This window comes from Campylobacter sp. Cr9 (assembly GCF_020138295.1).
GTDB lineage: Bacteria > Campylobacterota > Campylobacteria > Campylobacterales > Campylobacteraceae > Campylobacter_E.
On the sequence record NZ_JACGBH010000012.1, the window covers coordinates 37821 to 63421 of the forward strand.

Below are 25601 nucleotides of genomic sequence, written 5' to 3' on the forward strand. Positions count from 1 at the left end.
AAAGATGGAATTAAAGGATACTATTTCATCTTATGAAAATCCAGAAGAAAAATTACAATATTTAAAAAGTATATTAGATGAGAGCACCTTAGAATCTTTATTGATGGATTTATATAGGTCAAATGGAATAAGTTTAGATGATATTGCTATGTATTTTGAGATTAGCAATAGAGATTTTTTAGAAAAAGTAGCTCAAAAATTAAGATTTGAATATATAGATTTAGATTCAGTAGATATAAACTATAAGATTTCTGAGAAAATTCAATATTCAGTATTATCAAATTTTGGTTTTTTACCTTTCAAAGAAGATGAAATAAATCTTTATGTAGCGTATAAAGAGCCGTTTAATTTAGAAGCACAAGATAAGGTTCAGCATTTATTTAATAGAAAATTAGTTAAAAATTATGTTGCAAATCCAGCTCAAATAGAGAGATATTTAAGTAAAATTCAATTAAACGAAAGTATAAAAGATATTATCAATGATATTAGAAAAGAATTAAGTTCTGATCCTACAATGGCTTCTGGAGGAGATCAGGATAGTTCGGGTATTTTAAAACTAATTGAAGTAATTCTTAGAACTTGTATAGTAAATCGTTCAAGTGATATTCATATAGAACCAACTGAAACTAACTGCATTGTTCGTGGAAGAATTGATGGTATGTTAACCGAGATTTTTATATTTGATAAAGATATTTATCCACCGATGGTTTCAAGAATGAAATTATTATCAAATATGGATATTGCAGAAAAAAGAAAACCACAAGACGGTAGATTTTCAGCAAGGGTTTTAGATAAAGAATATGATTTTCGTATTTCAACACTGCCTATAATCAATGGTGAAAGTATAGTTTTAAGGATTCTTGATAAATCAAAAATTTTGATTAGTTTAGGCAATCTTGGTATGCACCCAACTAATCTTGAAAGATTTCAAGCTGCAATGCACGCTCCTTATGGTATTATTCTTGTAACCGGTCCAACAGGAAGTGGTAAAACAACAACACTTTATGCAGCACTTAATGATATGAAGAGTGTAGAAACTAAGATTATTACAGTTGAAGACCCTGTTGAATATCAACTTAATTTAATTCAGCAAGTTCATGTTAATGAAAAAGCAGGACTTACATTTGCTGCGGCGCTTAGATCTATTCTAAGACAAGACCCTGATATTATCATGATAGGTGAGATTAGGGATGCTGAAACTCTTACTATTGCTATACAAGCAGCACTTACAGGGCACTTAGTGTTTTCAACTCTTCACACAAACGATGCTGTATCAGCTGTGACTAGAATTGTTGATATGGGGGTTGAGCCTTACATGGTAAGTGGTGCATTAACTGCTATTGAAGCGCAAAGACTTGTAAGAAAACTTTGCCCTGCTTGTAAGCAAGTTACTAAAATACCTGATAATTTTTATTCAAGAATAGAAAAGTATTTACACGAAGTAGAAAGCCCACAATTTTATAAGCCTGTTGGCTGTCCTAAATGCTCTCAGACTGGTTATACAGGTCGTGAAATGATTAGTGAAATTCTTCCTATAAGCGATAGAATATCATCTATGGTTGCTGCTGGTGCATCTAAAGAAGAGATTAGAAAAGTAGCTTATGAAGAAGGTTTTGTTGATATGTTTCACGATGGCATTGTAAGAGCTGCTAAAGGCGTTACTAGTGTTGATGAAGTATTAAGAGTTGCGAAAGAGTAATAAATGAAGAAATTTCAAGTTGAATATATAAGTAAAGGACAAAAGAAAGTTTTAACTCTAACAGCACAAAATAAAGCAAGTGCAGTAGAGCAAGCTAAAAATAGAAATTTAGGTCGTATTGTAAAGGCTGGCGAAGTTCAAACCGTTTCTCTTATAGGAGCAGTTGATAGGTTAAAAAATCTATCTTTTTTTAAACCTACAATAAAACTACCGGATTTAATAGCTTCTATAAACCAATTAGGAGTTATGGCAGGTGCTGGTATTTCTATTCATGACAGTGTAAGAGAAGTTGCAAATTCTAGTGCTAACAAAAGAGTAAAAGAAATATTTTCTAAAGTTTATGAAGACTTAAACGCAGGTCTTAGTATAAGTTTATCTTTAGAACCTTTTCAAGCCGAATTAGGAGATATTACTCTAGCTATGGTAAAACTTGGTGAAAGCACTGGTAAATTAGGTGAGAGCTTAAAAAAACTTGCAGAAATTTTACAAGAATTATATGACAATCAACAAAAGTTTAAAAAAGCTTTAAGATATCCTATTATAGTTGTTTCAGCAATTGCAATTGCATTTACTATATTAATGCTTGTTGTTGTTCCGCAATTTAAAGAAATATTTGAACAATTAGGCGCTAATTTACCACCTGCAACAAAGGCGTTATTGTTTATAGAACATACTTTAAGAAATTATGGTTTATATGTTTTAGCTGTTTTAATAGGCGGGATATTTGCAAGTAGAAGATTTTATAGAATTAATGATAATTATAAAGCTTTAGTTGATAAATATGCACTTAAGACTTATTTAATAGGTAAGATTATTTTATTTGCAACTATGAGTAGATTTAATCTAATTTTTACTGAGTTAGTAAGAGCAGGTATTCCTATTGCAGATGCCTTAGATACTTCTCTTAGAACGATAGCGAATACAACTATGAAAAATAAATTAAATGCAACCAAGGTTTCAATTTCAAGAGGTCTTAGCTTAACAGAGGCTTTTAAAGAAACTGAATTATATGAAAATATGCTAATTCAAATGATTAAAGCAGGAGAAGCCAGCGGTCAGCTAGATGCAATGCTTGAAAAAGTAACTGCATATTACAAAGAAAGATTTAATAATATTATTGATAACTTATCAAGCTATATTGAGCCTATTCTTATGCTTTTTATTGCAGGTATGGTTTTATTCCTTGCTTTAGGTATTTTTATGCCTATGTGGGATTTAGGAAGCGCAGTTAAGAGCTAATTTTGATTTTTAACCATATTTATATATGGTTAAAAACTTTTTAAATTTACAATAATTTAACTAAGTTCTATACAATTTATATTTTAGAAATTAATTATTAAAATTACTCGGAATTTGAAATAGGAATTTGAGAATATAAATTATTGTAATTTCTAACAAAGTAATTCTTTAAAGGAGCAAAAATGACTAAAATATTAATGATAGAAGATGATTTAGAATTAGCAGAGATTTTAAAAGAGTATTTAGAACAATACGATATGAAAGTTGATGTAGCAGATGAACCTTATATAGGATTATCTAAATTAAATCTTACTACCTATGATTTAATTATTTTAGATTTGACTTTACCTGGTATGGATGGTCTTGAAGTATGTAAAGAGATTAGAAAAAAACATACAAGTCCTATAATAGTTTCATCAGCAAGACATGATATAAATGATAAAGTAGAGGCTTTAGAACTAGGGGCTGATGATTATTTACCAAAGCCTTATGATCCAAAAGAATTAAAAGCAAGAATTACTTCTCATTTAAGAAGATTTGAGCAAATTCAAATAAGTGCAAATGAACATTCAAACAAGACTTTAGAATACGATGAGTTTAAACATGCTATTTATTTTAAAGGTAAAGAATTAGTACTAACAAATGCAGAGTTTGATATATTAAGCTATTTGATTAAAAAAGAAGGTGGAGTTGTAAGCCGTGAAGAGCTTATATATAATTGTTCATCAATTAATGAAGAGAGTTCAAATAAAAGTATAGATGTAATTATTTCAAGAATTCGCCAAAAAATAAGCGATGATAGCAAAACTCCAACTCATATTCACGCAATTAGAGGAATTGGCTATAAGCTTACACAATGAAATCTAGTATTTTTTATGTAATAACATTTATTTTTATACTAGCAAGTTCTACGATAGGAGTAGCGTTTATTTGGCTTATTAATTATGATAAGATTAATTATTCAAATGAGCTAAATGCAAAATACTCTTATCTAGCAAACTTAAAACTTCAAGAATTAAACGATTCAATAACAAAAGAAGAATTTAATAATAAACAAAAGCAATTTAAATTAAAGCTAATTAGTAAAGACAATAAAAGAAACATAATTAATGATTCAATTATACTTGCAGAAGATAGTAATAATCTAGGAACTAGTAAAATTCTTACAAATAATGGAAAGAATTACTTGTATATTATGGCAAATGATAAAGAATTTTTATATGAAGATACTAATTTTAATTCATATAGATATATGAGCATTCAAATTATTTTATGTATTGTTATCTTGGTTTTACTGATTAGTTATATATTCGTTATAGGAAAATTAAGACCTATTAGAAGACTAAAAAGACAGATTACAAAATTTGCAAATAATGATTTAGATAATATAGAAAATATTAGTAAAGGTAGCGATGAGATTTCTCAAGTTTCCGATGCCTTTTATCAAGCTATTAAAAAAATTAAAGATTTAAATACTTCAAGGCAGTTTTTTTTAAGAAATATAATGCATGAATTAAAAACTCCTATTACAAAAGGTAGAATTACTGCTGAAATGCTTGAAGACACGAAATTTAAGCAAAGATTAATAAATGTATTTGATAGAATGGTTATATTAATTGACGAGTTAGCAGCAGTAGAACAAATCACAAGTGGAGTAGCAAAAAACCCAAAAAAAATCTCTATAACTCATATTTTTAACGAAGCTAAGGAAATGCTTTTATTAGAAAATGAAAAAATAAATATAATTATAGATAATACTTTTTTAGTTTATGTGGATTTTAAATTATTTACAACTGCTGTAAAAAATTTATTAGATAATGCAATTAAGTATTCAGATGATAATGCTGTAAAGGTTATAATTTGTCAAGAGAGTATAAAATTTTATAATAAAGGTAAAAAATTAGAAAAAAATATAGAATATTATCTTGAGCCTTTTACGCAAGGTGGAACTAAAGCTTCAAATTCATTCGGTTTAGGGCTTTATGTTGTAAATACAATCTTAGAAGCTCATAAATTAAAATTAAATTATAGCCATGATAATGGATATAATATTTTTTCAATAACCAATCTTACAAGTATAATAAAAGAAGAAAAATAACAAAATAACTCTATATTTACTTTTAAATAGTTAAAATAACAGCTTATTTCACACACACCAATCCTTATTTGTTGCAACTTTAGTTGTATTTGGGTGTGGAGGTAAAAACAATTTTTTAAGGAGAAACCTATGGTTACAATGAGAGATTTATTAGAATGTGGTGTGCACTTCGGGCATCAAACAAGACGCTGGAATCCTAAAATGAAAAAATTCATTTTTGGTGAGAGAAAAGGTATTTATGTAATTGATTTACAAAAAACAATTAGATATTTTAGATATACATACAATATCGTTCGTGATGCAGCAGCTGAAGGTAAAACAATTTTATTTGTTGGAACAAAAAAACAAGCTACTGATGCTATTAAAGAATACGCTATTAAATGTGGAATGCCATATGTAAATCACAGATGGTTAGGCGGTATGATGACAAACTTTGAAACTATTCGCCAATCAATCAGAAAACTTGAAGTTATTGAAAGTATGCAAGAAGATGGAAGCATTAATCTTTTAACTAAAAAAGAAGCATTAATGTTAAACAGAAAAAAAGAAAAATTACTAGACTATTTAGGTGGTATTAGAGATCTTAAAACTCGCCCAGATATGATTTTTGTAATTGATACAGTAAAAGAAAGAATTGCAGTTGCAGAAGCAAATAGATTAAAAATCCCAGTAGTTGCACCAATTGATACTAACTGTGATCCTGATGTTGTAGATTTTCCTATCCCAGGTAACGATGATGCTATTCGTTCAGTTCAATTATTCTGTCAAGAAATGTGCGAAGCTATTCTAGAAGGTAAAGCTTTAAGAGAGCAAGATGGTGAAGTAGTTGAAAAAGCTGAAATTAGCGAAGATGAAAAGCAAGAAGTTCTTGAAGAAGCTATGATGGAAGGAGAAGAATAATGGCAGAAATTACAGCAGCTATGGTAAAAGACCTGCGCGAAAGCACAGGTGCTGGAATGATGGATTGCAAAAACGCTCTTAAAGAGTGTGATGGAGATATGCAAAAAGCTGTTGAATACTTAAGAGAAAAAGGCTTAAGTAAAGCAGCTAAAAAAGCAGATAGATTAGCAGCTGAAGGATTAGTAGGCGTTAAAATTAGTGCTAATCTAGCTAGTTTAGTAGAAATCAACTCAGAAACAGATTTCGTTGCTAAAAATGATAAATTTGTGGATTTAGTAAATAAAACAGTAGAACAAGTTCAAGTAAGTGGCGTTAGCGATGTTGAAGGCTTATTAAATAGTTCTATTGATGGTGCTAAATTTGAAGATTATTTAAAAAACCAAATCGCAACAATAGGAGAAAACCTAGTTGTAAGAAGATTTGCTACTTTAAAAGCTAGCGGAAATGAAGCTTTAAGTGGATATTTACACACAAATGGTCGTGTAGGTGTTATCGTAAAAGCTAAATTTAATAACGCAGCAAATAAAGAAAAAGTAGAAGAGTTTTTAAAACAACTTTGCATGCATATTGCTGCAATGAAACCAAGTGTTTTAAGCTATAAAGAATTAGATAAAGATTTCGTAGAATCAGAATATAGAGCTTTATGTGCTGAACTTGAAAAAGAAAATGAAGAATTGGTTCGCCTTAAAAAGCCACTTCATAAAATTCCACAATTTGCAAGTAGATTACAAATCACTGATGCAGTTTTAAAGCAAGCTGAAGAAGACATTAAAGCTGAATTAAAAGCTCAAAATAAACCTGAGCAAATTTGGGATAAAATCATTCCTGGTCAAATGGCTAGATTTATAGCTGATAACTCTATACTTGATTCTCGCCTTACATTAATGGGACAATTTTATGTAATGGATGATAAAAAAACTGTAGAACAAGTAATTGCTGATAAATCAGCTGAATTAAAAGATGAATTAGTAATTGAAAGCTTTGTTAAATATGAAGTAGGCGAAGGCTTAGAGAAGAAAAACGAAGATTTTGCAGCAGAAGTTGCAGCTCAAATGGGTAATTAATGCTACAAGCAAACGGCATTTATAAAAAATATGATGCCGTTTTGTTTGATAATTTAAATTTAACTTTAAAGCCACAACAAACTTTAGCGGTTTTAGGCAGAAGTGGTTGTGGTAAATCTACTTTATTACATATTTTATCAACACTTTTAGAGCCAGATAAAGGCGAAGTTTTTTACAAAGGTAATAATATTTATAAAATAAGCGAAGATGAAAGAATAAAAATAAGAAGAAATGATTTTGGAATTATCTTTCAGCAACATTATCTTTTTAAAGGATTTTTAGCTTACGAGAATATTGAACTAGCAAGTGTTTTATCAAATCAAAAAATAGATGAAAATATTATTGATTTTTTGGGAATTAGAAATATTTTAAACAAAAAAGCAAATGAATTAAGTGGTGGAGAACAGCAAAGAATTAGCATTGCAAGAGTTCTTTGTAAAAAACCTAAAATTATTTTTGCAGATGAGCCAACGGGAAATCTCGATCCAAACAATGCAAAAATAGCTATGAAGTTGCTAATTGATTATGTTAAAAATAATAATTCAGCATTATTTTTAATCACACATGATGAAAGTTTAGCTTTAATGTGCGATGATATCCTAAGGATTAGTAATGGGTAAATTAGTGTTTTTAAGTGGAGCAGGGCTTAGTGCTCCATCGGGTCTAAGCACTTTTAGAGATAATAATGGTCTTTGGGAGCAGTATGATTTAGATGTGGTTTGTAATTATGAAACTTGGCTTAAAAATTATGATTTAGTTCATGAGTTTTACAATAAAAGAAGGCTAGAGTTAAAAAAAGTAAAACCTAATAAAATGCATGAAAAAATAGCTGAATTATCAAATAGATTTGAAGTTATTAATTTTACTCAAAATGTTGATGATTTATTAGAGCGTGCAGGCTGTAAAAACGTTATTCATTTGCATGGAAAATTATTAGAATTGCATTGTGTTAATTGTGGTGATGAAATTAGATTAAATCTTGAAGATGATTTGGAATTTGAATTCGGAAATTGTAAAAAATGTCAAAGCAAAATGATGAAACCAAGCATTGTATTTTTTGGAGAACATGCACCATTTTATACTGATTTATATTCAACTTTTTATAATCTTAAAGAAGATGATTTAGCTATTATTATAGGAACAAGTGGAGCAGTTATAAATATTAATTATTTACTAAGATTTGCAAAATCAAAAAATGTTTTAATTAATTTAGAAAAAAATAAATATATAAATGAAAGTTTATTTTCTAATGTAATTTACAAATCTTGTGATGAATGTATTAATGAATTAGAGCAAATTATTCAAGAATGGAACTCGTAAGATTATTTAGCGAACAAAATATAGTTTTGTTTATGTTGCTATTAGCAAGAATGAGTGGTCTTTGCTTATTTTTTCCTTTTTATTCACATTTGCAAATTCCTGTGATTATTAAAACTAGTTTTATTATGATTTTAGTTTTCTTTTTTTATCCATTAGCCCATACAAACATAACTCCTAATTTAATAACCTATGCAATTGTTATGGAGCTAATCTTTGGTTTAATTGCAGGATTATGTTTGCAGCTTACATTTGCTATTTTGCAAATGTGCGGAGAGCATATTAGTTTTATTATGGGTTTTTCTATGGCAAGCGTGCTTGACCCAAATACTGGTGCAAATACACCTATTATAGGACATTTTATTTCACTTTTAGCGTTATTATTATTTTTAGCTTATGATGGACATCATTTAGTTTTAATGTTTTGGGCTAAGAGCTTAGATAGTGTTTTATTAGGTGATTTTATGTTAAGCAATGTTTGGTTTAATCAAATTATGCTTGAGGTAAAAGATATATATTTAATAGGGCTTAGTTTGGCATTTCCTATTATTGCTATATCTATGCTTAGTGATTTTGTATTTGGCTTACTTATGAAAACTATGCCACAATTTAACCTTTTAGTGGTAGGCTACCCTATAAAAATAACTGTCGCATTTATTGTTTTGATGACAATTTTAGCTACAATTTTATTTTATTTTAAAGAATTAGTATTGAAAGTGTTTAAACAACTTGAATTATTTATTAGTTAGGAAGGTGAAATGAAAGCTATATTAATAAACAAAAATCCAGCAATTTCAAGATTGATTAGTCTTAGTTTGCAAAAATTAAATATTGTTTATAAAGAAATAGATAGTGTTGAGGGTCTTGAAGAGTGCGATATTATAATAGCTGATAGTGAGTGTGATATTGATATTGATAAATGTAAAGAGATATCAAAAAAACTTATATTATTGTTACCTAAAAACGAAACAAGCGATGAAGCTTTAGTAATTCATAAGCCATTTTTACCTACTGATTTTATAGATTTAATAAATAGTTTTAAAGATGAACTTAAAGAAGAAAAATTAAATATACATGATGAATTAGAAAATATTGATTTATTAAATGATACTATTGATTTAGAAGATTTTAAAGTTGATGACATTAACGATGAGCTAGATATTTCATTTTTAGATGAGAATAAATTAGAAAATGATTTAGATTTTGAATTTAATGATTTAGATACTTTAGAAGAAATTGAAGAAAAATTAGAAAATAATTTTGAAGAAGAACCAATAAATTTAGATGATTTAGAAAATGATTCTTTAGAAGATATTTTAGACGATGATAATGGTAAAGAACCAGAAGATGATTCTTTTGAATTAAATGAAGAGAATTTAGATAAGCCTTTAGATGATAATTTAGACTTTTTAGAAGAAGATTTAAATAATAACGAATTAGAAGAAAATATTTTAGAAAATGATTTGGGTATTTCTAACGATGAAGAATTAGCTTTAGATAATGAATTTGATAATTTAGAAGAAAACGAATTAAGCAATGAAGAATTATCAAACGAATTAGATGATTTACATAATTTAGATGATTTTTCAATGCCAGAAAGCTTTGAAGAATTAAGAAGAGATTATGAAGATTTATTGCAAGATGATGATAAATTAGAAGAAACAATTTTAAGCGATGATTTAGAAACAAATTTAGATTTAAATGAAGAATTACTTGATGTTGATAATAATTTAGACTTAAGCGAAGATTTAGAAATAAAAGATGATTTAATAAATAATGATTTTAATTTAGATGAAGATTTAAGTTTAGATGATTTAGATGTTAATCAAGATATGAAATTATCAAATTTAGAAGATGAATTTAATTTAGATGAAGAAGTATTAAATGAAGATTTAGCAAATAGAGAATTTGGTTTAGCTGAAGATTTTGATAATTTAAGCGAAGAATTATTAAAAGATGAAAGTAATTTAGAATTAAGCGAAGAATTAGATTTCAATGAAGATTTAGCCAATATTGATGAAGAAAATGTAAACAATGAAGGCTTTGAAAATTTAAATGATTTTGATAGCGAATTAAAAGAATTTGAAGATGATAATAATATTGAAGAAGAAATTATAGCTAATGATTTAGATATTCAAGAAAGTGATTTAATTAGCGATGAGATAAAATTAGAAGATTTAAAAGAAAAAAATGAAATAGGAGAAGAGCAAGTGAGCGATTTTGATGAATTAGACGAAATTGAAATTAAAAAAGCTTTAGGTGAAGAAATATCTTCAGATGAACCTATAATAAGCAAAGAAGAAGCTAAGCAAAATGAAATAATGAATAATATTGAAGTTAGTTCAGATGATAATATAAGCGAAGTTAGCGAGAATGTAACAAAGGCAGTAAATCAAGCTATTATAAATAGCACTAAGAGTACTAAAAATCGTATAAAAGATATAAATATATCAATTAACATAAGTTTTAAAGATTAATTATGGCAGGAATTTTATTAATATCAGGCCCAAGTGGTGCGGGCAAAAGCACCCTATTAGAGCGTTTAGCACAAGATTATAATGACTTTTATTTTTCTATATCAGCTACTACTAGAGCTCCTAGAGTAGGCGAGAAAGAAGGTGTAAATTATTATTATTTAACCCATGAAGAATTTGAATTAGGAATTAAGAATGATGAGTTTTTAGAATATGCAAATGTTCATGGTAATTATTATGGAACACCATTAAAACCAATATATGATGCTTTAGAAAATGGTAAAAATGTTATTTTAGATATTGATGTTCAAGGTTTTAGAATTGTTAAAGATAAATTAGGTAAAGACTTTTTATCAGTTTTCATAAGTCCTGAGAATGAAAAAGTATTAAAAGAACGTTTGGTTTGTCGTGGGACAGAAAGTGAAGATGTAATATCAAAAAGACTTCATAATGCAACAGCAGAAGTTCAAGCTATCGGAAGATATGACTTTTTTATAATTAATGATGATTTAGATAAAGCTTATAAAGAACTTAAATTGCTTTACCAAGCAGCAAACTTAAAAGTGTTAAATAAAGATATCAAAAAATTTATTTCAGAATGGAAAAAAGGAGAATAAAATGGGAATAGGTAGCGGATGGCACTGGATTATAGTTTTACTTGTAATAGTGTTATTATTTGGCGGTAAGAAATTACCTGAACTTGCAAAAGGCTTAGGAAAAGGAATTAAAACTTTCAAAAAAGAAATGGCTGATGATACTCCAGCAAAAAGTATTAATGAAGTTGATGAATTAGCTGATAATACAAAAAAAACAGAGGCTAATGAAATAAAAAGCGAGCAAAAAGCCTAATGCTAAAGGATAGTGTTAAAGAATATTTAAGTAAAGAATTAGATTGTAACTTTAGTTTAGAAAGTCCAAAAGACAGAAGTTTAGCTCATTTTGCAATGCCGTGTTTTAGCTTTGCAAAAGAGCTTAGAAAATCTCCAAATCAAATAGCTCAAGATTTTGCAAACAAGCTTAAAAATTGTGATATTTTTAGTAGTGTTGAAGCTGTTAATGCTTATGTTAATTTCAAATTATCAAATGAATTTTTAGATAAATTATGTAAAAACGCTTTAAATAATCCTAAAGATTTTGCAAAAAGTCCTAAGAAAGATTATAAAATACTACTTGAATATGTAAGCGCAAACCCAACAGGACCACTTCATATAGGTCATGCAAGGGGTGCTATATATGGAGATAGTTTAAATAGAATTGCAAAACATTTAGGCTATACATTTGATACCGAGTATTATGTAAATGATGCAGGAAATCAAATAGATTTATTAGGAACTAGCGTAATTTTAGCTATTAAAGACTTTGTTTTAAAAGAAAAAGTTGAATATCCAGAAAGTTTTTATGGTGGCGAATATATGCAAGAGCTTGCTTTTAAATTTTACGAAGAATTTAAAAACGATTACGAGAGTAAAAAAGCTGAAATTGCAAGTTTAGCTAAAGATGAAGTTTTAAAAGAAATAAAGCAAACATTAGCAAATGCAAGAATTGAAATTGATAATTATGTAAGCGAAACTTCTTATTATTCTAAATTAGATGAAACTTTAAACAAGCTTAAAAATGCTAATGCAACTTACGAAAAAGAAGGTAAATTATTCTTAGCATCTACTAAATACGGCGATGATTTAGATAGAGTAATTGTGCGTGAAGATGGAAGAGGCACTTATCTTGCAGCTGATATTGTTTATCATGATGATAAATTAAGTAGAGGCTATGATAAGGTAATTAATATTTGGGGAGCAGATCATCATGGATATATTGCTCGTGTAAAAGCTGCAATGAGTGCTTTAGGTCATGATGCAAACAATCTTGAAGTAATACTTGCTCAAATGGTTAATTTGTTAAAAAATGGCCAGCCTTATAAAATGAGTAAAAGAAAAGGCAATGTAATTTTATTTAGCGATGTTTTAGAAGATATTGGAGCAGACGCTTTGCGTTATATTTTTATAAGTAAGCGTTGTGATAGCCCGCTTGAGTTTGATGTTGATGAGTTTAAAAAACAAGATAGCTCAAACCCAGTATTTTATATAAACTACGCACACGCTAGAATTCATCAAATTTTTGCAAAAGCGAATAAGAGCTTTGATGATGTAATTAATATTGATTTAAGTAATTTTAATGATGAAAATGCACTTAATTTATTGTTTGATTCTTTAACTTTAAATGATGTTTTAGAAGATGCTTTTAATAGCAGAACTCTTTCTAAAGTTTGTGATTATTTAAAACAAATTGCAAGCTCATTTCATAAAATCTACAATGAAACCAGAGTAGTAGGTCATGAAAATGAAGAGCAATATTTAAAGATTTTTGCTCAAGTGGCATTAAGTATTAAAACAGGTTTTGATTTAATAGGAATTAATGCACTAACAAGAATGGAAAAAGAATGAGCCATAAAAAACACAATAAATCCCCAGAGCAAGTAGCTTTGGGGATTAATAAAATTTATAAAAGTAAAAAAATAGAAAGTTATGTAGTTTTAATAGTCTTAGCATTTTGTTCTTATGCCATAGGAGAGCTTAGTTTTTTTAAGAAATTTGGAATATCAGCTTTAATAATCGCAGTTGTTTTGGGAGCTGTTATTGGAAATTTCGCACATCATAATGTAAGCTTACTTAAAAAAACAGGAGCTTTAGGGGTTTGCACTAAGCAAGTTTTAAGACTTGGAATTATTTTATATGGCTTTAGAATATCTTTAAGTGATATTGAGAGCATAGGTTTAAGTGGAGTAGGGCTTGCTGCTTTTATTGTATTTTCTACATTCTTTTTTGGTTTATTAGTTGGAAAAATTTTAAAAATAGACTTTTTACAATCAGCATTAATTGCAAGTGGTTCTAGTATTTGCGGAGCTGCTGCAGTTTTAGCAAGCGAAAGTGTGCTTAAAAGTGGTTCTGCTAGAGTTGGCGTTGCGGTTTGCACTGTTGTTGTTTTTGGTAGTTTAGGAATGTTTCTTTTGCCTTTAACACAAAGTTTTTTTGCTTTAGATGAAAGACTTTTTGGCTTTTTAGTAGGTGGGACTTTACATGAAGTTGCACATGTAGTTGGAGCTGGTTCAAGCATAGGTGCTGAGGGTGCTACTAGTAGTATTGTTGTAAAAATGGTAAGGGTTTTAATGCTTGTTCCGTTTTTGATAATGCTTAGTTTTGGTTTTAAAAAAGAAGAAAAAAACGGCAGTTTCCTAAATCAAATTCCTTGGTTTGCTATATGGTTTTTAATAGCTTGTGGTGTATCTAGTATGCCTATTTTAAATACTGATTTTGCATTAAGCGTAATAAAACCAAATATAGCCGTATTTGATACATTTTTACTAAGTCTTAGTATGGTTGCACTTGGAGTAAATATAAGAAAGGATATGTTAAGTAAAGCTGGTCTTAAACCATTCATTATGGCTATTATTTTATGCGTTTGGCTAATAGTTTCAGCTTATGCTTATATAAAGGTGTTTTGTTAATGAGAGCAGAATGGCAAAAATGTGAATATATTTTACTTGCGTTACCTCACAAAAATAGTGATTGGTCGCCTTATTTAGAAGAGATTTTAAGCTCTTATTTAGATTTTGCAAAGGCAATTTCTAAACATTGTAAGGTGTTATTAGTTCATCACGAAAGTGCTGATTTAACTGAGTTTAAAAAGCTTAATAATATTGAGTTTTATTGTTTTAATACAAATGATACTTGGATAAGAGATTTTGGTCCTATTGATAATAATTTGGATTTTATCTTTAATGCGTGGGGAAATAAATTTAGCTCAAATCTTGATAATGCTTTTAATGAAAGTTTGTTTAAAAACTATCTTAAAAAGGATTTAAAGAAGATTGATTTTATTCTTGAAGGTGGCAGTATTGATACAAATGGCAAGGTATTGCTAACTACAAGCGAGTGTTTATTAAACGATAATCGTAACAAACTTAGCAAAGAAGAAATTGAAAATACCTTAAAAGAGCATTTAAAGGTTAGCGAAGTTTTATGGCTTGAAAATGGCGTTATTATAGGAGATGATACGGATTCTCATGTGGATACTTTAGCAAGATTTATTGATGAAAACACCATAGCTTATAGTTCTTGCGAAGATTTAAACGATGAAAATTACGCAAGTTTAAAAGCAATGGAAGATGAGCTTAAGAAAACAAAATATAATTTAATTTCTTTACCAATTCCTAGCAAAAAGTATTATGAAGGAAAAAGATTAGGCTGCACTTATGCTAATTTTGTTTTTGTAAATAATGCTTTAATAATTCCTTGTTATGATGATAAAAACGATGAAATCGTAAAAGAAAAATTACAAGCTGCATTACCAAATCACGAAATCATAATGGTAAATGCACTCGTATTTGTAAGACAAAATGGCTCGCTTCATTGTTCTTGTATGAATATTTTTAAGGATTGATTATGTTAAAAATCGGACTTGTATCTCAAAAATATAGTGAAAATATGAGAGAAATCACTAAAGAAAAAATAAAAAATGTAGCAAACAAGGGAGCAAAATTAGTAATTTTGCAAGAATTACACCAAAATGCTTATTTTTGCCAAGTTCAAAATACAAATAATTTTGATTTAGCAGCAAATTATGAAGATGATTTAAAGTTTTGGAGCGAAGTTGCAAAGCAAAATAAAGTGGTTTTAGTAACTTCTTTATATGAAAAACGCCTAGAAGGTTTATATCATAATACAGCAGTGGTTTTTGAAAGTGATGGCTCTATTGCAGGAAAATATCGTAAAATGCACATACCAGATGATCCGCATTTTTATGAGAAATTTTATTTTACCCCAGGAGATTTAGGCTTTAAAGCAATAGATACAAGCGTAGGTCGCTTAGGCGTGCTTGTTTGCTGGGATCAGTGGTATCCTGAAGCTGCAAGACTTATGGCACTTGATGGCGCACAAATTTTAATATATCCTACGGCTATTGGTTGGCTTTATGAAAACGGCGTTAGTGATGATAGCGAAACCATGCAAGATCAATTAAATGCTTGGCTAGGGGTTCAAAGAGGTCATGCGATAGCAAATTGCTTGCCAGTAGTTGGGGTTAATCGTGTGGGCTTTGAAGATGTAGCTTTAAGCGGAGAAAGTAGCATTACTCAAGATGAAGCAACTCACACCAAACAAAGCAAAGAAAACTCTAAAAATGGAATTGATTTTTGGGGTAATAGCTTTATTTATGACGCTCAAGGTAAAGAAATCTTTAGAAGCAATACAAGCGATGAACTAGAAATTGTGATTGAAATTGACATGAAAAAATGCGAGCAAATAAGACGCTGGTGGCCATTCTTAAGAGATAGAAGAATTGAACACTATAATGACTTAACTAAAAGAGCTATAAAAGATTAAAACACTTTAAACCAACTCCTAATTCCTAATTCAAATTCCATTAAAATTCAAGGAATTTGAAATAGGAATTTCATATTTACAAAAAGTAGCAAAACAATTAAAATTGATAAATATTTTTAATACTTTAAATGCTATGATATGAAAAATAAAGGAGTTTGAATGCTTAATATACTAGCTATTTTACTAATCGCAAATATTTATTCATATCAAATAAATAAGTTAAAAATAGAGCTAGATAGTATTTATAAAAACTTTCCTTATATTACCAAAGAAATAAAGCAAGACCAAGATGATTTTTTAAAAAACATTAGTGATTGCAAAGATGATAATAATTGCATTATAAATGCCTATAAAGTTAGAATAAAAGAGCTTAGCACTAGTCTTGAAAATTCAAAAACCTATCCTAAAGAATTATTAGAACATATAAAAGTAATTCAAGAAAACTCAATAGAATGCAACAAATATAACTATATGCGATATGAGCATGGACGATTTATTGATGAGCCAGAAAAATGTAGAAAATTACTAAAACTCAATAATTTTTGGCAAGATTTTTTTAGATATAAGGATATAAAAATAAAGCCAAAAATTGTAGATGCTAAGCCTTACGCAAGCCAAGAAGTAAAAGATACTCTTAAATACTGCTGGGATTTAGGGCTTGATAGAAAAGTTTATAAGTATATAAAAGATTATAGTTCAGATGATAGCAATGATAATGTCAGTTATCGTTTTATAGAAGTTGATAAAAATAATGAGCTTTATATTATAAGTAAAATTAAAGGTAAAAAATACATAGAAAAACATAAAAGTATAACTATAAGTGATGTAGTTTTAGATGATAAAAATTACTTAGCTTTATCAGGTGAAATTGGAAATATATTATTTATAGAAAAAGATTTTTGCAATCATCCTATGAAGAATAAAAATCTATTAGAACTTTTAAAAAATTCTAATAAAATGAAAATGTCAAATAAATATTACGAAGAAGCAAAAGAAACTTTTATTATAGAGTATAAGGGTAGTGATTATATTTTAAATTATCATAAATTTAATAATTTAAATCATATTAGATATAACAATTATTACAATATAACTTTTATTGATATTTTAGATATGGTATCTAATGTAATTTATCAACCATATTCAGAAAAAACTCTTAATAGATGTAATAAATTTAAAATTTTTGGTTGTGAAATAAATTTAAAAAAAACATGGCAAATTTTAGATTAGATTTAAATGGTGATTTTATAAATATTAGCATTATATAGACAAAAATAAATCTCATAACAAAGTAATTATAAAACTTCTAATTCCTATTTCAAATTCCTTAAAAAATTATGAGAATTTGAAATAGGAATTAGAAATATTTTAATAAGTATAAAATTATTTTAAATTGATAGTTGATATAATCAATAAATTTTAAAATTAAGGAGAAACAATGGCTTTTAAGAACGCAATAGTTACAAAAGAACTTGATGAAAAATACAAAATGACAGATATTTTTTGCAATTATACAGATAGCTTATACTATAAGCAAAATCGTATGTTGCCTGATGAAAAAAGAATAGTAATAGATGAAGAATTAGATTGTTTTATAATGCAAGCTTATAATTTTTTAGACCCTGAATTAGAGCGAGCAAGACTTAGCAAAGGCTTGTGGGTTTTATATTATAAAGGTAATTTGATTGAAGTTATACTTGATTATGATTTTGATATAACAATAAATGGTGTTTTATATGATAAAGTTTGGAGTATTTTTGATATTAAAAACAATGAATTATTAAGCGAAAAAGAAGTAATAAATCTTCTTAAAGAAATATTAGATGTTTATAATCTTTCTGGTGCTTGGGAAACAATTGACGGCTATAAAGTATATGTAATAGATGAAATAATAAAAGAATAATCATTTAATATATGCAAAGAGATTATGATAAAGAGCCGGTAATTATCAAGGATATTAATACATTTTTTGATTTTTTACCTGCTTTTGTTTGTATGATAATAAGTTATATTGCATATTTTCTAACAGATAATCCTAGCGCTTCACTTCATAGAAATGTTTTTATAATTATGCCATTTTTAGCACTACCTTACATAAGACCTTTTGTAAAGTGTAAAAGAGAAATCATAATTACTAAAAATACCATTAATTATCTAAATAATGGCGAAGTTTTAGAAAGTTATATAAGCCTTTTAAGATATACAAAAGCTTTTCGGTAGTTCATTAGCAAAACCCCATGAAGTAATTCAAATTTTATGGCTTTTTTTATTGCCTGCTACTATCTTGCAATACTTTATAAATTTTATTCTTAAATTATTTTATTATATATTTACGCTTAAACTAAAACACTATAAGGTAATGGACTCGGTAATTTTATTGCAAGATGAAAAGATTATAAATATCTTAAGCATTGAAAAATATCACGAGCTTGAAAAGTATTTTAAAGATAATCATAATATCAATATAAAAGAGCTTAAAATTTATTTTCATAAATATGGTTATATTTATGAAAAACTTTAATTTCAAATTCCTATTTCAAATTCTTTTTGTTTTATTTATTTTTTGTAAAATTGTAATATCTTTGTAATAAATTTTCTAAATTCGCTCCATTTTTCACAAAAAATTCACATAGGTTTTTTAAGATTTAATAAATCAATTTAAGGAGAAGTTATGAAAACAAAATTAAGTTTTATACTTTTATTATCATCAGCTGTATTTGCAATTGACCCAAGTGTAGCAAAGATAAAATCAGCCACCGGACAAGAGCCAAAAGTAGTTCCTTGGGTAGTGCCAAGTGCTATGGATGATGATGGATATTTAGATGAGAGCAAATTGCCAAAGGGTTCAAAATACATTGAAGCTGTAATCTTAGGTAATAAAATAATGAATGAAACTTCGTATTACATAGGACCAAAAGCAAAAGATGAGAGCAAAAGATATGCAGGAAACAACCTATCTTGCAGTAGTTGTCATGCAGCAGGTGGAACCGTGCCTTATGAAGCTGGATATGTAGGCATTTATGCTAGATTTCCACAATATTTAGCAAGAGGCGATCAAATCGCAACTATTGAAAATAGAATAAATGGCTGTATGGAACGCTCTATGAATGGTAAGCCACTACCTATTAATTCGCCTGAGATGAAAGCAATGGTAACTTATATGCACTATTTAAGCCAAGGTGTTCCTGTTGGTGCTAAGGTTGAAGGGCAAGGACTTACTAAAATAAAATTATTAAATAGAGCAGCAGACCCTAAAAAAGGTAAAGCTATCTATGAAGACAAATGCTCAGCCTGTCATGGTGAAAACGGAGAGGGTGTTGTAAATGATGAGCAAAGGGGTGGATATTATGTATATCCTGCACTTTGGGGAGATGATAGTTATAATACTGGTGCTGGTATGTATAGATTAATAAAAGCTGCTCAGTATATTAAAGGCAATATGCCAAAAGGCGATGCAACTTTAAGCGATGAAGAAGCCTTTGATGTAGCATCATATATTAATTCAAAACAAAGACCTATAAAGGCTAATCGTGAAGCTGATTTTCCTGATAGAAGAACAAAGCCACTTGATATGGATGTGCCACCTTATGATGATGATTTTGATGTAAATGAGCATAGATTTGGACCATATATTGAAATGGGTAAGGTAAGTAAAGCGAAATGATATTAAAGGAATTTCTTCATTGAAATTCCTTAAAACTGCAAAGAATTTGAATTCGGAAATTAATTTTCTAAATTACTTTTCAAAAATTGATGAAAATCAAAATTAATTTTTAAAACTTTTTTTACAATGCAAAATAAAAAAGGAGAAAAAATGTTTGATTTTAAATCTTGGAAAAAAGTAAGTTTAGCAAATGCTACTGTTGAGTTTTATGAAAATGATGAATATTTAGCATTTGATAGTAGTAAATGTATGCCGCCTGAGCCTATGATAAATGCAAGAGTAGGACTTAATAGCTTAAAGCCAAATCAAAAATTAATCATGCTAAATCACAAAAATCCATTAGGATTACTTCCTAGCGTTAAACCTTATTATGAGATTGAAACTACTCAAAAAGATGGCTTATTTTGGCTAGTTTTTACAAAAATTAAAGAGCATGATAATTTTGATGAAGCTTGTAAAGACCATCCTTAAGGATTAATTATGTTAAACGCTTTTGCTCCACCATTTAAAGTGGTGGCGATTTATTTTATAATGGCATTTTGCTATTTGTTTGCTTTAATATTTTTGTTTTCTTATGCGAATGATGATTTTTATTCTTATTCATTTAAGGCATTTTTGCATTGTTTTTTCGCTGGATTTAGTTTAAATATAATAATAGGAAGCTTGTATCAGCTAAGCTCAGTAATTTATGAAAAAGCATTTATCGGCATAAAGGGCGTATTTATGATAGCCTTAGCAACAAATATAAGCCTAGCTTGTATGATTTATGCTTTTATTACTTTAAATTATGAATTATTAAAAGTATGCGTAATTTTAGTAGTTTTATGTGTTTTTTATTTTATTATTTTATTTAAATTATCATTTTTTGACTTTAAAAATATAGCTAAAAGTGCCTTGTTTTTAGGTGTTTTGTTTTTAGCTTTAGGTTTAATTTGTGCGGTTTTTTTAGTATTTATTATAAATGGCTCAATCGCTTTAGAATATGAATTGTTTTTAAATTTGCATATTTATTTTATGCTTGGCTTTGTTTTGTTTATTTGCATTGGAGCAGCTAGCGTTCTTTTGCCTATGTTTGCACTAACTCATAAACATAAAAATTATTTATTATGGCTTAGTTTTATTTCTTATTTTTTTGCATTTTTTAATAAATTTATAGCTGTTTTTTCATTTTTAGCCTTTGTTTTGTGGTGCTTGTATATTTTGTATTTAAGGACTAGAAAGGCTAAGGATTATTGGAATTTAAATATCGTTTTTGCAAGTGTTGGGGCAATTTTGGCTTCGTATGAATTTGTTTTAAATGATTTTGCGATGACTTTAAGATTATTAATATTTTCTTGTATTTTGCCATTTATTATCGCTCATGTTTATAAGATTTTGCCTTTTTTGATTTGGTATCACTTCATTTCAAAGCTAATTGGCAAATGCAAAGTCCCTTTATTAAGCGATATGGTTTTAGGCAAGGTAGCGTATTTTACTATGTTTATTAATATTGCTTTAGTTTTTAGTCTTTATTTTAAGCCTTTAGTTTATTTATATATAGCTTTATTAATAGGGCTTTTTATTAATGTGATTAATTTTTTTACTTATATAAGGAGATTTAAATGAAAAAGCAAATAATTGATGCAATTAGCAGTGTAATTGATCCTGAAGTTGGCTTTGATATTTTGGCTTTAGGGCTTATTTATGATATAAAATTAAGTGATAATAAATGCGAAATCACAATGACTTTATCAACCAAATCATGCCCTATGCATGATTTATTAATAACTTGGGTTAAAAATGCCGTTAGTAAAGTAGTAGAAAATGTAGAAATCAATCTAGTTTTTGAGCCTGCTTGGAGTATTGAAATGGCTAGTGATGAGGTTAAAAAGGCTTTAAGTTTTTAATATAAATTACAAAGAATTTGAATTCGGAATTAGACTTTTAATTCCTATTTTAAATTCTTGTGTTTTTGCTTAAATATTTGTGCTTTTATATTTTTGTTCGTGTTTATTTAAAAATTCTTTCATATTTGAGACTTCGCAAGTAAATCTTCCTAAACTAGCATCAGAGCGAATTACTCTATGGCAAGGTAGAATGATTAAATAAGGATTTTTTGATAAGGCAGTTCCAACTGCTCTATAAGCTTTAGAATCTATTCTAAAGGCTAATTCTTTATAACTTATTGTTGTTGCATAAGGTATGTTTTTTAATTCATTTAATACATTTTGACTAAATGCTGAGAATTTACTTAAATCTAGCTTGATATTTGAGAAATCATATTTTTTACCATTAAAATAATTTTGCAATTCATCTTTTGCTAGCTTAGTAATATGATTTGGTTTATCTTTTAGGCTTTTTAGATTTGTAATATCAATAGAGATTAAGCATTCATCATTAGCTTTTATTAATATTACAAAATCTTTTAATTTTAGTGTTTGAATATACATTAAGAGCCAAAGCCACTACTTTTAGTAGAGCTACTACTTCCGCTGTTTTTGAAAAAGCCACTACTTTTATTAGCACTAGTTGCGGTTGTGCTTTTAAAGCTATTTACGCTTCTTTGATAAGCGCTTGGGTTTTGATAATGAGTAGCTTTGTTTGCATTAAAATGCGAATTGCCAAATAATTTATTTCCTATCCAAGATCCTATGATTGCACCTGCAACAGAGCTAAGTAAAACTTCTCCTAATGAATGATTTGAGCTTATGCTTTCATTTGTTAGTGAGCTTTTTCCAGCTTCAATTTTAGCATTCTCAGCTTTTATTAGCTCATCCATTTCAGCCTTAGTTAAAACTCTTTCATTTCCATTGAGCTCTTTTAAAACAACTCTTGTTTCATCGCTTGGGAATTCATCTTTAATTCTATATTGTTTAGGCGCATATTCTTCTATGATTAAAAACGAACCTTGAGCCTTGTTTTGACTTTGTTCTTCACCGCCACAAGCACTAAGTAATGCACCAGCACTAATTGCTGCAAAGGTTGCTTTATAGCTTAGATTACTTAAATTCTTAAACATATATCCTCCTAAATCTTTGATAGTTTTTTGTTTCTTATGAAAACTTGATTATTTTCTAGCTTTATTCTTTTGCTTTTAAAAAGTCTTGATATTAAATATTTTTTGATTTTTTCACGCTTTTTTTTCTTAAATTTTAATAAATATTCATCTATTAAAATCCATTTTGCTTTTATAATTACTGGTAGATTAACTTTATTTTTTAATTCTTCGTTTTCTTTTCTTAATTCTTCGTTGCTAATTTTTAAAATTCTAATTTGCTCTAACAACTCATCTTTAATAGCTACGCTATTTTGTTCTTGCTCTATTATTACATAAGTTTTGTTATCTTCTTTGATTGATTTTAATGAGCCTCTTCTAATTCTATTATAAATGGCTTCTTTGCTTATATTTAGATATTTTGCAGCGTCTTTTACTAAAAGTTTCATTACTAACCTTTAAAAAGGGGCGAACCCCTTTTTATTAAAGCTTTGCTTCGTAGTGTCTTAACATATATAGGCGTTTTAGCATTTTCTTTCTAGCTGAAATTTTTTGCTTTTTGCGAATTTCAGTCATAGGTTCAAAAAAGCGTCTTGCTCTAACTTCTGTTACGATTAGGTTACGATCAGTTTGCTTTTTAAATCTGCGATAAGCCTCGTCAAAAGATTCGTTATTATGAACTTTAATCCCTGGCACGGCAATCACTTCCTTTCGTTGTAAAATTAAAAAATGCTAATTTATAAAAAAATTGTAAATAAACAAAATTATTTTTAATTTAATATTCTTAACTTTAAAAGACTAGAATTATCTTAAACTTACAAATTAAGTTAAATTTAAGGAGAGATTATGCTAAGAATTACTAATTATTTTAAAAAACGCGTAGTTTTTTATGCTATTTTAACCTGTATTATCTTCATTACTCCTTTTATAAGGATTAATGGTAATCACCTTTTTTTATTAAGTTTTGATAAGAAAATGCTTAATTTATTCTTTGTATCTTTTAATACAAATGAACTTTATTTAATGCCTTTTTTACTTATTATGATGTTTGTTTTTATATTTTTTATTACAAATCTTTTAGGTAGAGTTTGGTGTGCTTGGAGCTGTCCTCAAACAATATTTAGAGTAATTTTTAGAGATTTAATACAAACAAAAATATTTAAACTTTATGGTGGAAGAAAAAATAAGCAAAATAATGCAAGAGATAAAATATTTGCTAAGATTTTTAGCGTTGCATTGTTTTATCCTATTAGCATAATTGCAGCTAGTAACTTCTTATGGTATTTTATACCGCCTGAAGATTTCTTTGCTTATATAAAAGAGCCAAGCGAACACTTAATATTAATCGGTATTTTATTCTTTTTATCTTTATTTATTACTTTTGATATTACTTATATTAAAGAGAATTTTTGTGCTTATATTTGCCCTTATGCAAGAATTCAAAGTGTAATGTTTGATAATGATACAAAAAGCGTTATATATGATGAAAGTCGTGGCGGAATAATCTATAAAGATGGCTTAAAAGTTAGCAAAAAACCTGTGGGTGGAGAGTGTATAGGTTGTGAAGCTTGTGTTAAGGTATGTCCAACTCATATTGATATTAGAAAAGGAATGCAACTTGATTGTATAAATTGTCTTGAGTGTGCTGATGCATGTTCTAGTGTTCAAGCTAGATTTAATCGCCCTTCATTAATATCATGGTCTAGCACAAAAGAGATTAAGACTAAAGAAAAATATAATCTTTTAAGACCTAGAACTATTATTTATGTTGTTGTGTTAATTGCTATGTTTATTGGTTTAGTATATAAAGCAGAACATAAAGAAACAATGCTTTTAAATATAAATAGAACAACAGAGCTTTATAGTTTAGAAGATGATGGAAAAATTGTAAATAATGCTTATTTAGTTTTATTTCATAATACTAGCGATAAAGACCATAGATTTTATATCCAATCACTTGATGATGATATAAAAGTAATAAAGCCAAAGAAAGATTTTAGAGTAAAAGCTGGTGAAAAAGTAAAACAAATAGTTGTTTTAAGTAGCGAAAATAAAAAAGTTAAAAAACACCACAAACATATCAAGCTAAAAGCTTATGCCTTAGATGATGAAAAAGTATTTACTATACAAGATACAATATTTATTTATCCTAAGGAGAAAAAATGGAAGGAAAAGAAGAAGTAATCTTGAAAGTAGCCCTTGAACTATTTTTAGAGAAGGGCTACGAAAATACAAGTTTAAACGATATAGTTAAAATTACTGGCGGCTCACTTGCTACAATTTATAAAAAATTTGAAAATAAAAACAATCTATTTTTAAAAGCTTTAAAATTTAGAGCAGACACAAGGCTTGATAATCTAAAGGATATAATCGCTTCAAAAATACATTTAGATTTACCTGAATTTTTAGAAGTTTTTGGTAATGAGTATTGTAATTTTTTCGTAGGCGAGGATAATGCTAAGTTTTTAAGGCTTGTGCTTGAGAGAACTTATAAAGATGTAATTGTGAAAAGAGAATGTGCAAAGGCTGATAAAGATGTGATTGTTAGATTTTTGTGCATGGTATTTGAGCAAAAAATAGATAAAAAGGTTTTAGAAGAAATTAGTGCTTATGATTTAGCTAATTTGTATTGTTCTATGATTAGAAGTAATAAAATATTTGATTTGATTTTTAATTCAAAAGAAACATTTTCAAAAGCTGAATTAAGTGAGCATGTAAAAAATGTAAATATATTATTTTTACGAGCTATTAGGTAATTTCATTTACTTTAATGTAATTATAATTACATTTTAAA

30 protein-coding genes are annotated in these 25601 nt (G+C 28.0%); 26 read left to right on the forward strand and 4 right to left on the reverse strand.

Translation table 11 applies throughout. From position 1 onward, the window contains the following. Positions 1-4 precede the first annotated feature (4 nt). The 24 genes from AVANS14531_RS06920 to AVANS14531_RS07035 all read left to right on the forward strand — a co-directional run bounded on the left by AVANS14531_RS06920 (position 5) and on the right by AVANS14531_RS07035 (position 21719). Entirely contained in the window at positions 5-1699 is a 1695-nt protein-coding gene (locus AVANS14531_RS06920) for a GspE/PulE family protein (protein WP_239818539.1), read from the forward strand. A gap of 3 nt (positions 1700-1702) precedes the next feature. Further along, positions 1703-2938 carry a type II secretion system F family protein gene (locus AVANS14531_RS06925; protein ID WP_336611823.1) on the forward strand — a complete coding sequence of 412 codons (1236 nt, stop codon included), beginning with the start codon at positions 1703-1705 and terminating at the stop codon, positions 2936-2938. 182 nt (positions 2939-3120) lie between these two features. Next, positions 3121-3798 (forward strand): response regulator transcription factor, encoded by a 678-nt coding sequence (locus tag AVANS14531_RS06930; RefSeq protein ID WP_239817013.1) that lies wholly within the window; start codon positions 3121-3123, stop codon positions 3796-3798. Further along, entirely contained in the window at positions 3795-5036 is a 1242-nt protein-coding gene (locus AVANS14531_RS06935) for an ArsS family sensor histidine kinase (protein WP_336611824.1), read from the forward strand. The genes AVANS14531_RS06930 and AVANS14531_RS06935 overlap by 4 nt, the downstream gene beginning before the upstream one ends. 129 nt (positions 5037-5165) lie before the next feature. Then, on the forward strand, positions 5166-5936 hold the full coding sequence (gene rpsB, locus AVANS14531_RS06940; protein ID WP_336611825.1) for a 30S ribosomal protein S2: 771 nt from the start codon (positions 5166-5168) through the stop codon (positions 5934-5936). After that, the gene (tsf, locus tag AVANS14531_RS06945) at positions 5936-7000 is read left to right on the forward strand and encodes a translation elongation factor Ts (protein WP_336611826.1); all 1065 of its coding nucleotides are present in this window, start codon (positions 5936-5938) and stop codon (positions 6998-7000) included. The genes rpsB and tsf overlap by 1 nt, the downstream gene beginning before the upstream one ends. Next, the gene (locus AVANS14531_RS06950; RefSeq protein ID WP_336611827.1) at positions 7000-7620 is read left to right on the forward strand and encodes an ABC transporter ATP-binding protein; all 621 of its coding nucleotides are present in this window, start codon (positions 7000-7002) and stop codon (positions 7618-7620) included. Before tsf ends, AVANS14531_RS06950 begins: the two co-directional genes overlap by 1 nt. Further along, positions 7613-8320 (forward strand): SIR2 family NAD-dependent protein deacylase, encoded by a 708-nt coding sequence (locus AVANS14531_RS06955; protein WP_336611828.1) that lies wholly within the window; start codon positions 7613-7615, stop codon positions 8318-8320. The genes AVANS14531_RS06950 and AVANS14531_RS06955 overlap by 8 nt, the downstream gene beginning before the upstream one ends. Continuing rightward, positions 8308-9066, forward strand: a complete 759-nt coding sequence (gene fliR / locus AVANS14531_RS06960; RefSeq protein ID WP_336611829.1) for a flagellar biosynthetic protein FliR — start codon at positions 8308-8310, stop codon at positions 9064-9066. Before AVANS14531_RS06955 ends, fliR begins: the two co-directional genes overlap by 13 nt. A gap of 9 nt (positions 9067-9075) precedes the next feature. Beyond that, complete coding sequence (locus AVANS14531_RS06965) at positions 9076-10794, forward strand: hypothetical protein (RefSeq protein WP_336611830.1); 1719 nt, start codon at positions 9076-9078, stop codon at positions 10792-10794. A 2-nt stretch (positions 10795-10796) separates the two neighbouring features. After that, positions 10797-11408, forward strand: a complete 612-nt coding sequence (gene gmk / locus AVANS14531_RS06970; RefSeq protein WP_239817005.1) for a guanylate kinase — start codon at positions 10797-10799, stop codon at positions 11406-11408. Between the two features lies 1 nt (position 11409). Beyond that, positions 11410-11640, forward strand: a complete 231-nt coding sequence (gene tatA / locus AVANS14531_RS06975; RefSeq protein WP_239817004.1) for a twin-arginine translocase TatA/TatE family subunit — start codon at positions 11410-11412, stop codon at positions 11638-11640. After that, the gene (argS, locus tag AVANS14531_RS06980) at positions 11640-13232 is read left to right on the forward strand and encodes an arginine--tRNA ligase (protein ID WP_336611831.1); all 1593 of its coding nucleotides are present in this window, start codon (positions 11640-11642) and stop codon (positions 13230-13232) included. Before tatA ends, argS begins: the two co-directional genes overlap by 1 nt. Beyond that, positions 13229-14293, forward strand: a complete 1065-nt coding sequence (locus AVANS14531_RS06985) for a YeiH family protein (protein WP_336611832.1) — start codon at positions 13229-13231, stop codon at positions 14291-14293. The genes argS and AVANS14531_RS06985 overlap by 4 nt, the downstream gene beginning before the upstream one ends. Next, a complete protein-coding gene (locus AVANS14531_RS06990; RefSeq protein ID WP_336611833.1) occupies positions 14293-15228 on the forward strand; it encodes an agmatine deiminase family protein in 936 nt (311 codons plus the stop codon). The genes AVANS14531_RS06985 and AVANS14531_RS06990 overlap by 1 nt, the downstream gene beginning before the upstream one ends. Before the next feature lie 2 nt (positions 15229-15230). Next, a complete protein-coding gene (locus AVANS14531_RS06995) occupies positions 15231-16169 on the forward strand; it encodes a carbon-nitrogen hydrolase (RefSeq protein WP_239817000.1) in 939 nt (312 codons plus the stop codon). 159 nt (positions 16170-16328) lie between these two features. Then, positions 16329-17399 carry a hypothetical protein gene (locus AVANS14531_RS07000; protein ID WP_336611834.1) on the forward strand — a complete coding sequence of 357 codons (1071 nt, stop codon included), beginning with the start codon at positions 16329-16331 and terminating at the stop codon, positions 17397-17399. Positions 17400-17607: 208 nt separating this feature from the next. Then, on the forward strand, positions 17608-18072 hold the full coding sequence (locus AVANS14531_RS07005; protein WP_336611835.1) for a hypothetical protein: 465 nt from the start codon (positions 17608-17610) through the stop codon (positions 18070-18072). An 11-nt stretch (positions 18073-18083) separates the two neighbouring features. Then, positions 18084-18389 (forward strand): hypothetical protein, encoded by a 306-nt coding sequence (locus tag AVANS14531_RS07010; protein WP_336611836.1) that lies wholly within the window; start codon positions 18084-18086, stop codon positions 18387-18389. A gap of 139 nt (positions 18390-18528) precedes the next feature. Continuing rightward, complete coding sequence (locus AVANS14531_RS07015) at positions 18529-18690, forward strand: hypothetical protein (RefSeq protein WP_336611837.1); 162 nt, start codon at positions 18529-18531, stop codon at positions 18688-18690. Positions 18691-18840: 150 nt separating this feature from the next. Further along, positions 18841-19833 (forward strand): c-type cytochrome, encoded by a 993-nt coding sequence (locus tag AVANS14531_RS07020; protein WP_336611838.1) that lies wholly within the window; start codon positions 18841-18843, stop codon positions 19831-19833. Between the two features lie 150 nt (positions 19834-19983). Beyond that, complete coding sequence (locus AVANS14531_RS07025) at positions 19984-20304, forward strand: hypothetical protein (protein WP_336611839.1); 321 nt, start codon at positions 19984-19986, stop codon at positions 20302-20304. A 9-nt stretch (positions 20305-20313) separates the two neighbouring features. Then, positions 20314-21438: a hypothetical protein gene (locus AVANS14531_RS07030; protein ID WP_336611840.1), complete on the forward strand. Its 1125-nt coding sequence runs from the start codon at positions 20314-20316 to the stop codon at positions 21436-21438. After that, positions 21435-21719, forward strand: coding sequence for a metal-sulfur cluster assembly factor (locus AVANS14531_RS07035; RefSeq protein ID WP_239816993.1), 285 nt, complete (start codon positions 21435-21437; stop codon positions 21717-21719). The genes AVANS14531_RS07030 and AVANS14531_RS07035 overlap by 4 nt, the downstream gene beginning before the upstream one ends. Positions 21720-21788: 69 nt before the next feature. On the opposite strand, the gene AVANS14531_RS07040 is transcribed toward AVANS14531_RS07035, so the two are convergent. From AVANS14531_RS07040 to rpsU, 4 genes are read right to left on the reverse strand one after another with little or no spacing between them, the layout of a single operon-like run. Then, a complete protein-coding gene (locus AVANS14531_RS07040) occupies positions 21789-22262 on the reverse strand; it encodes a methylated-DNA--[protein]-cysteine S-methyltransferase (protein WP_239816992.1) in 474 nt (157 codons plus the stop codon). Beyond that, on the reverse strand, positions 22262-22831 hold the full coding sequence (locus AVANS14531_RS07045) for a UPF0323 family lipoprotein (protein WP_336611841.1): 570 nt from the start codon (positions 22829-22831) through the stop codon (positions 22262-22264). The genes AVANS14531_RS07040 and AVANS14531_RS07045 overlap by 1 nt, the downstream gene beginning before the upstream one ends. Before the next feature lie 8 nt (positions 22832-22839). Further along, positions 22840-23256, reverse strand: a complete 417-nt coding sequence (locus tag AVANS14531_RS07050) for a helix-turn-helix domain-containing protein (RefSeq protein WP_336611842.1) — start codon at positions 23254-23256, stop codon at positions 22840-22842. Positions 23257-23290: 34 nt separating this feature from the next. Continuing rightward, on the reverse strand, positions 23291-23503 hold the full coding sequence (gene rpsU / locus AVANS14531_RS07055) for a 30S ribosomal protein S21 (RefSeq protein WP_239816989.1): 213 nt from the start codon (positions 23501-23503) through the stop codon (positions 23291-23293). 147 nt (positions 23504-23650) lie between these two features. On the opposite strand from rpsU, the gene ccoG reads away from it, so the two are divergent. Further along, on the forward strand, positions 23651-24991 hold the full coding sequence (gene ccoG / locus AVANS14531_RS07060; protein ID WP_336611850.1) for a cytochrome c oxidase accessory protein CcoG: 1341 nt from the start codon (positions 23651-23653) through the stop codon (positions 24989-24991). Beyond that, positions 24970-25563 carry a TetR/AcrR family transcriptional regulator gene (locus AVANS14531_RS07065; RefSeq protein WP_275583443.1) on the forward strand — a complete coding sequence of 198 codons (594 nt, stop codon included), beginning with the start codon at positions 24970-24972 and terminating at the stop codon, positions 25561-25563. Before ccoG ends, AVANS14531_RS07065 begins: the two co-directional genes overlap by 22 nt. Positions 25564-25601: the final 38 nt, after the last annotated feature.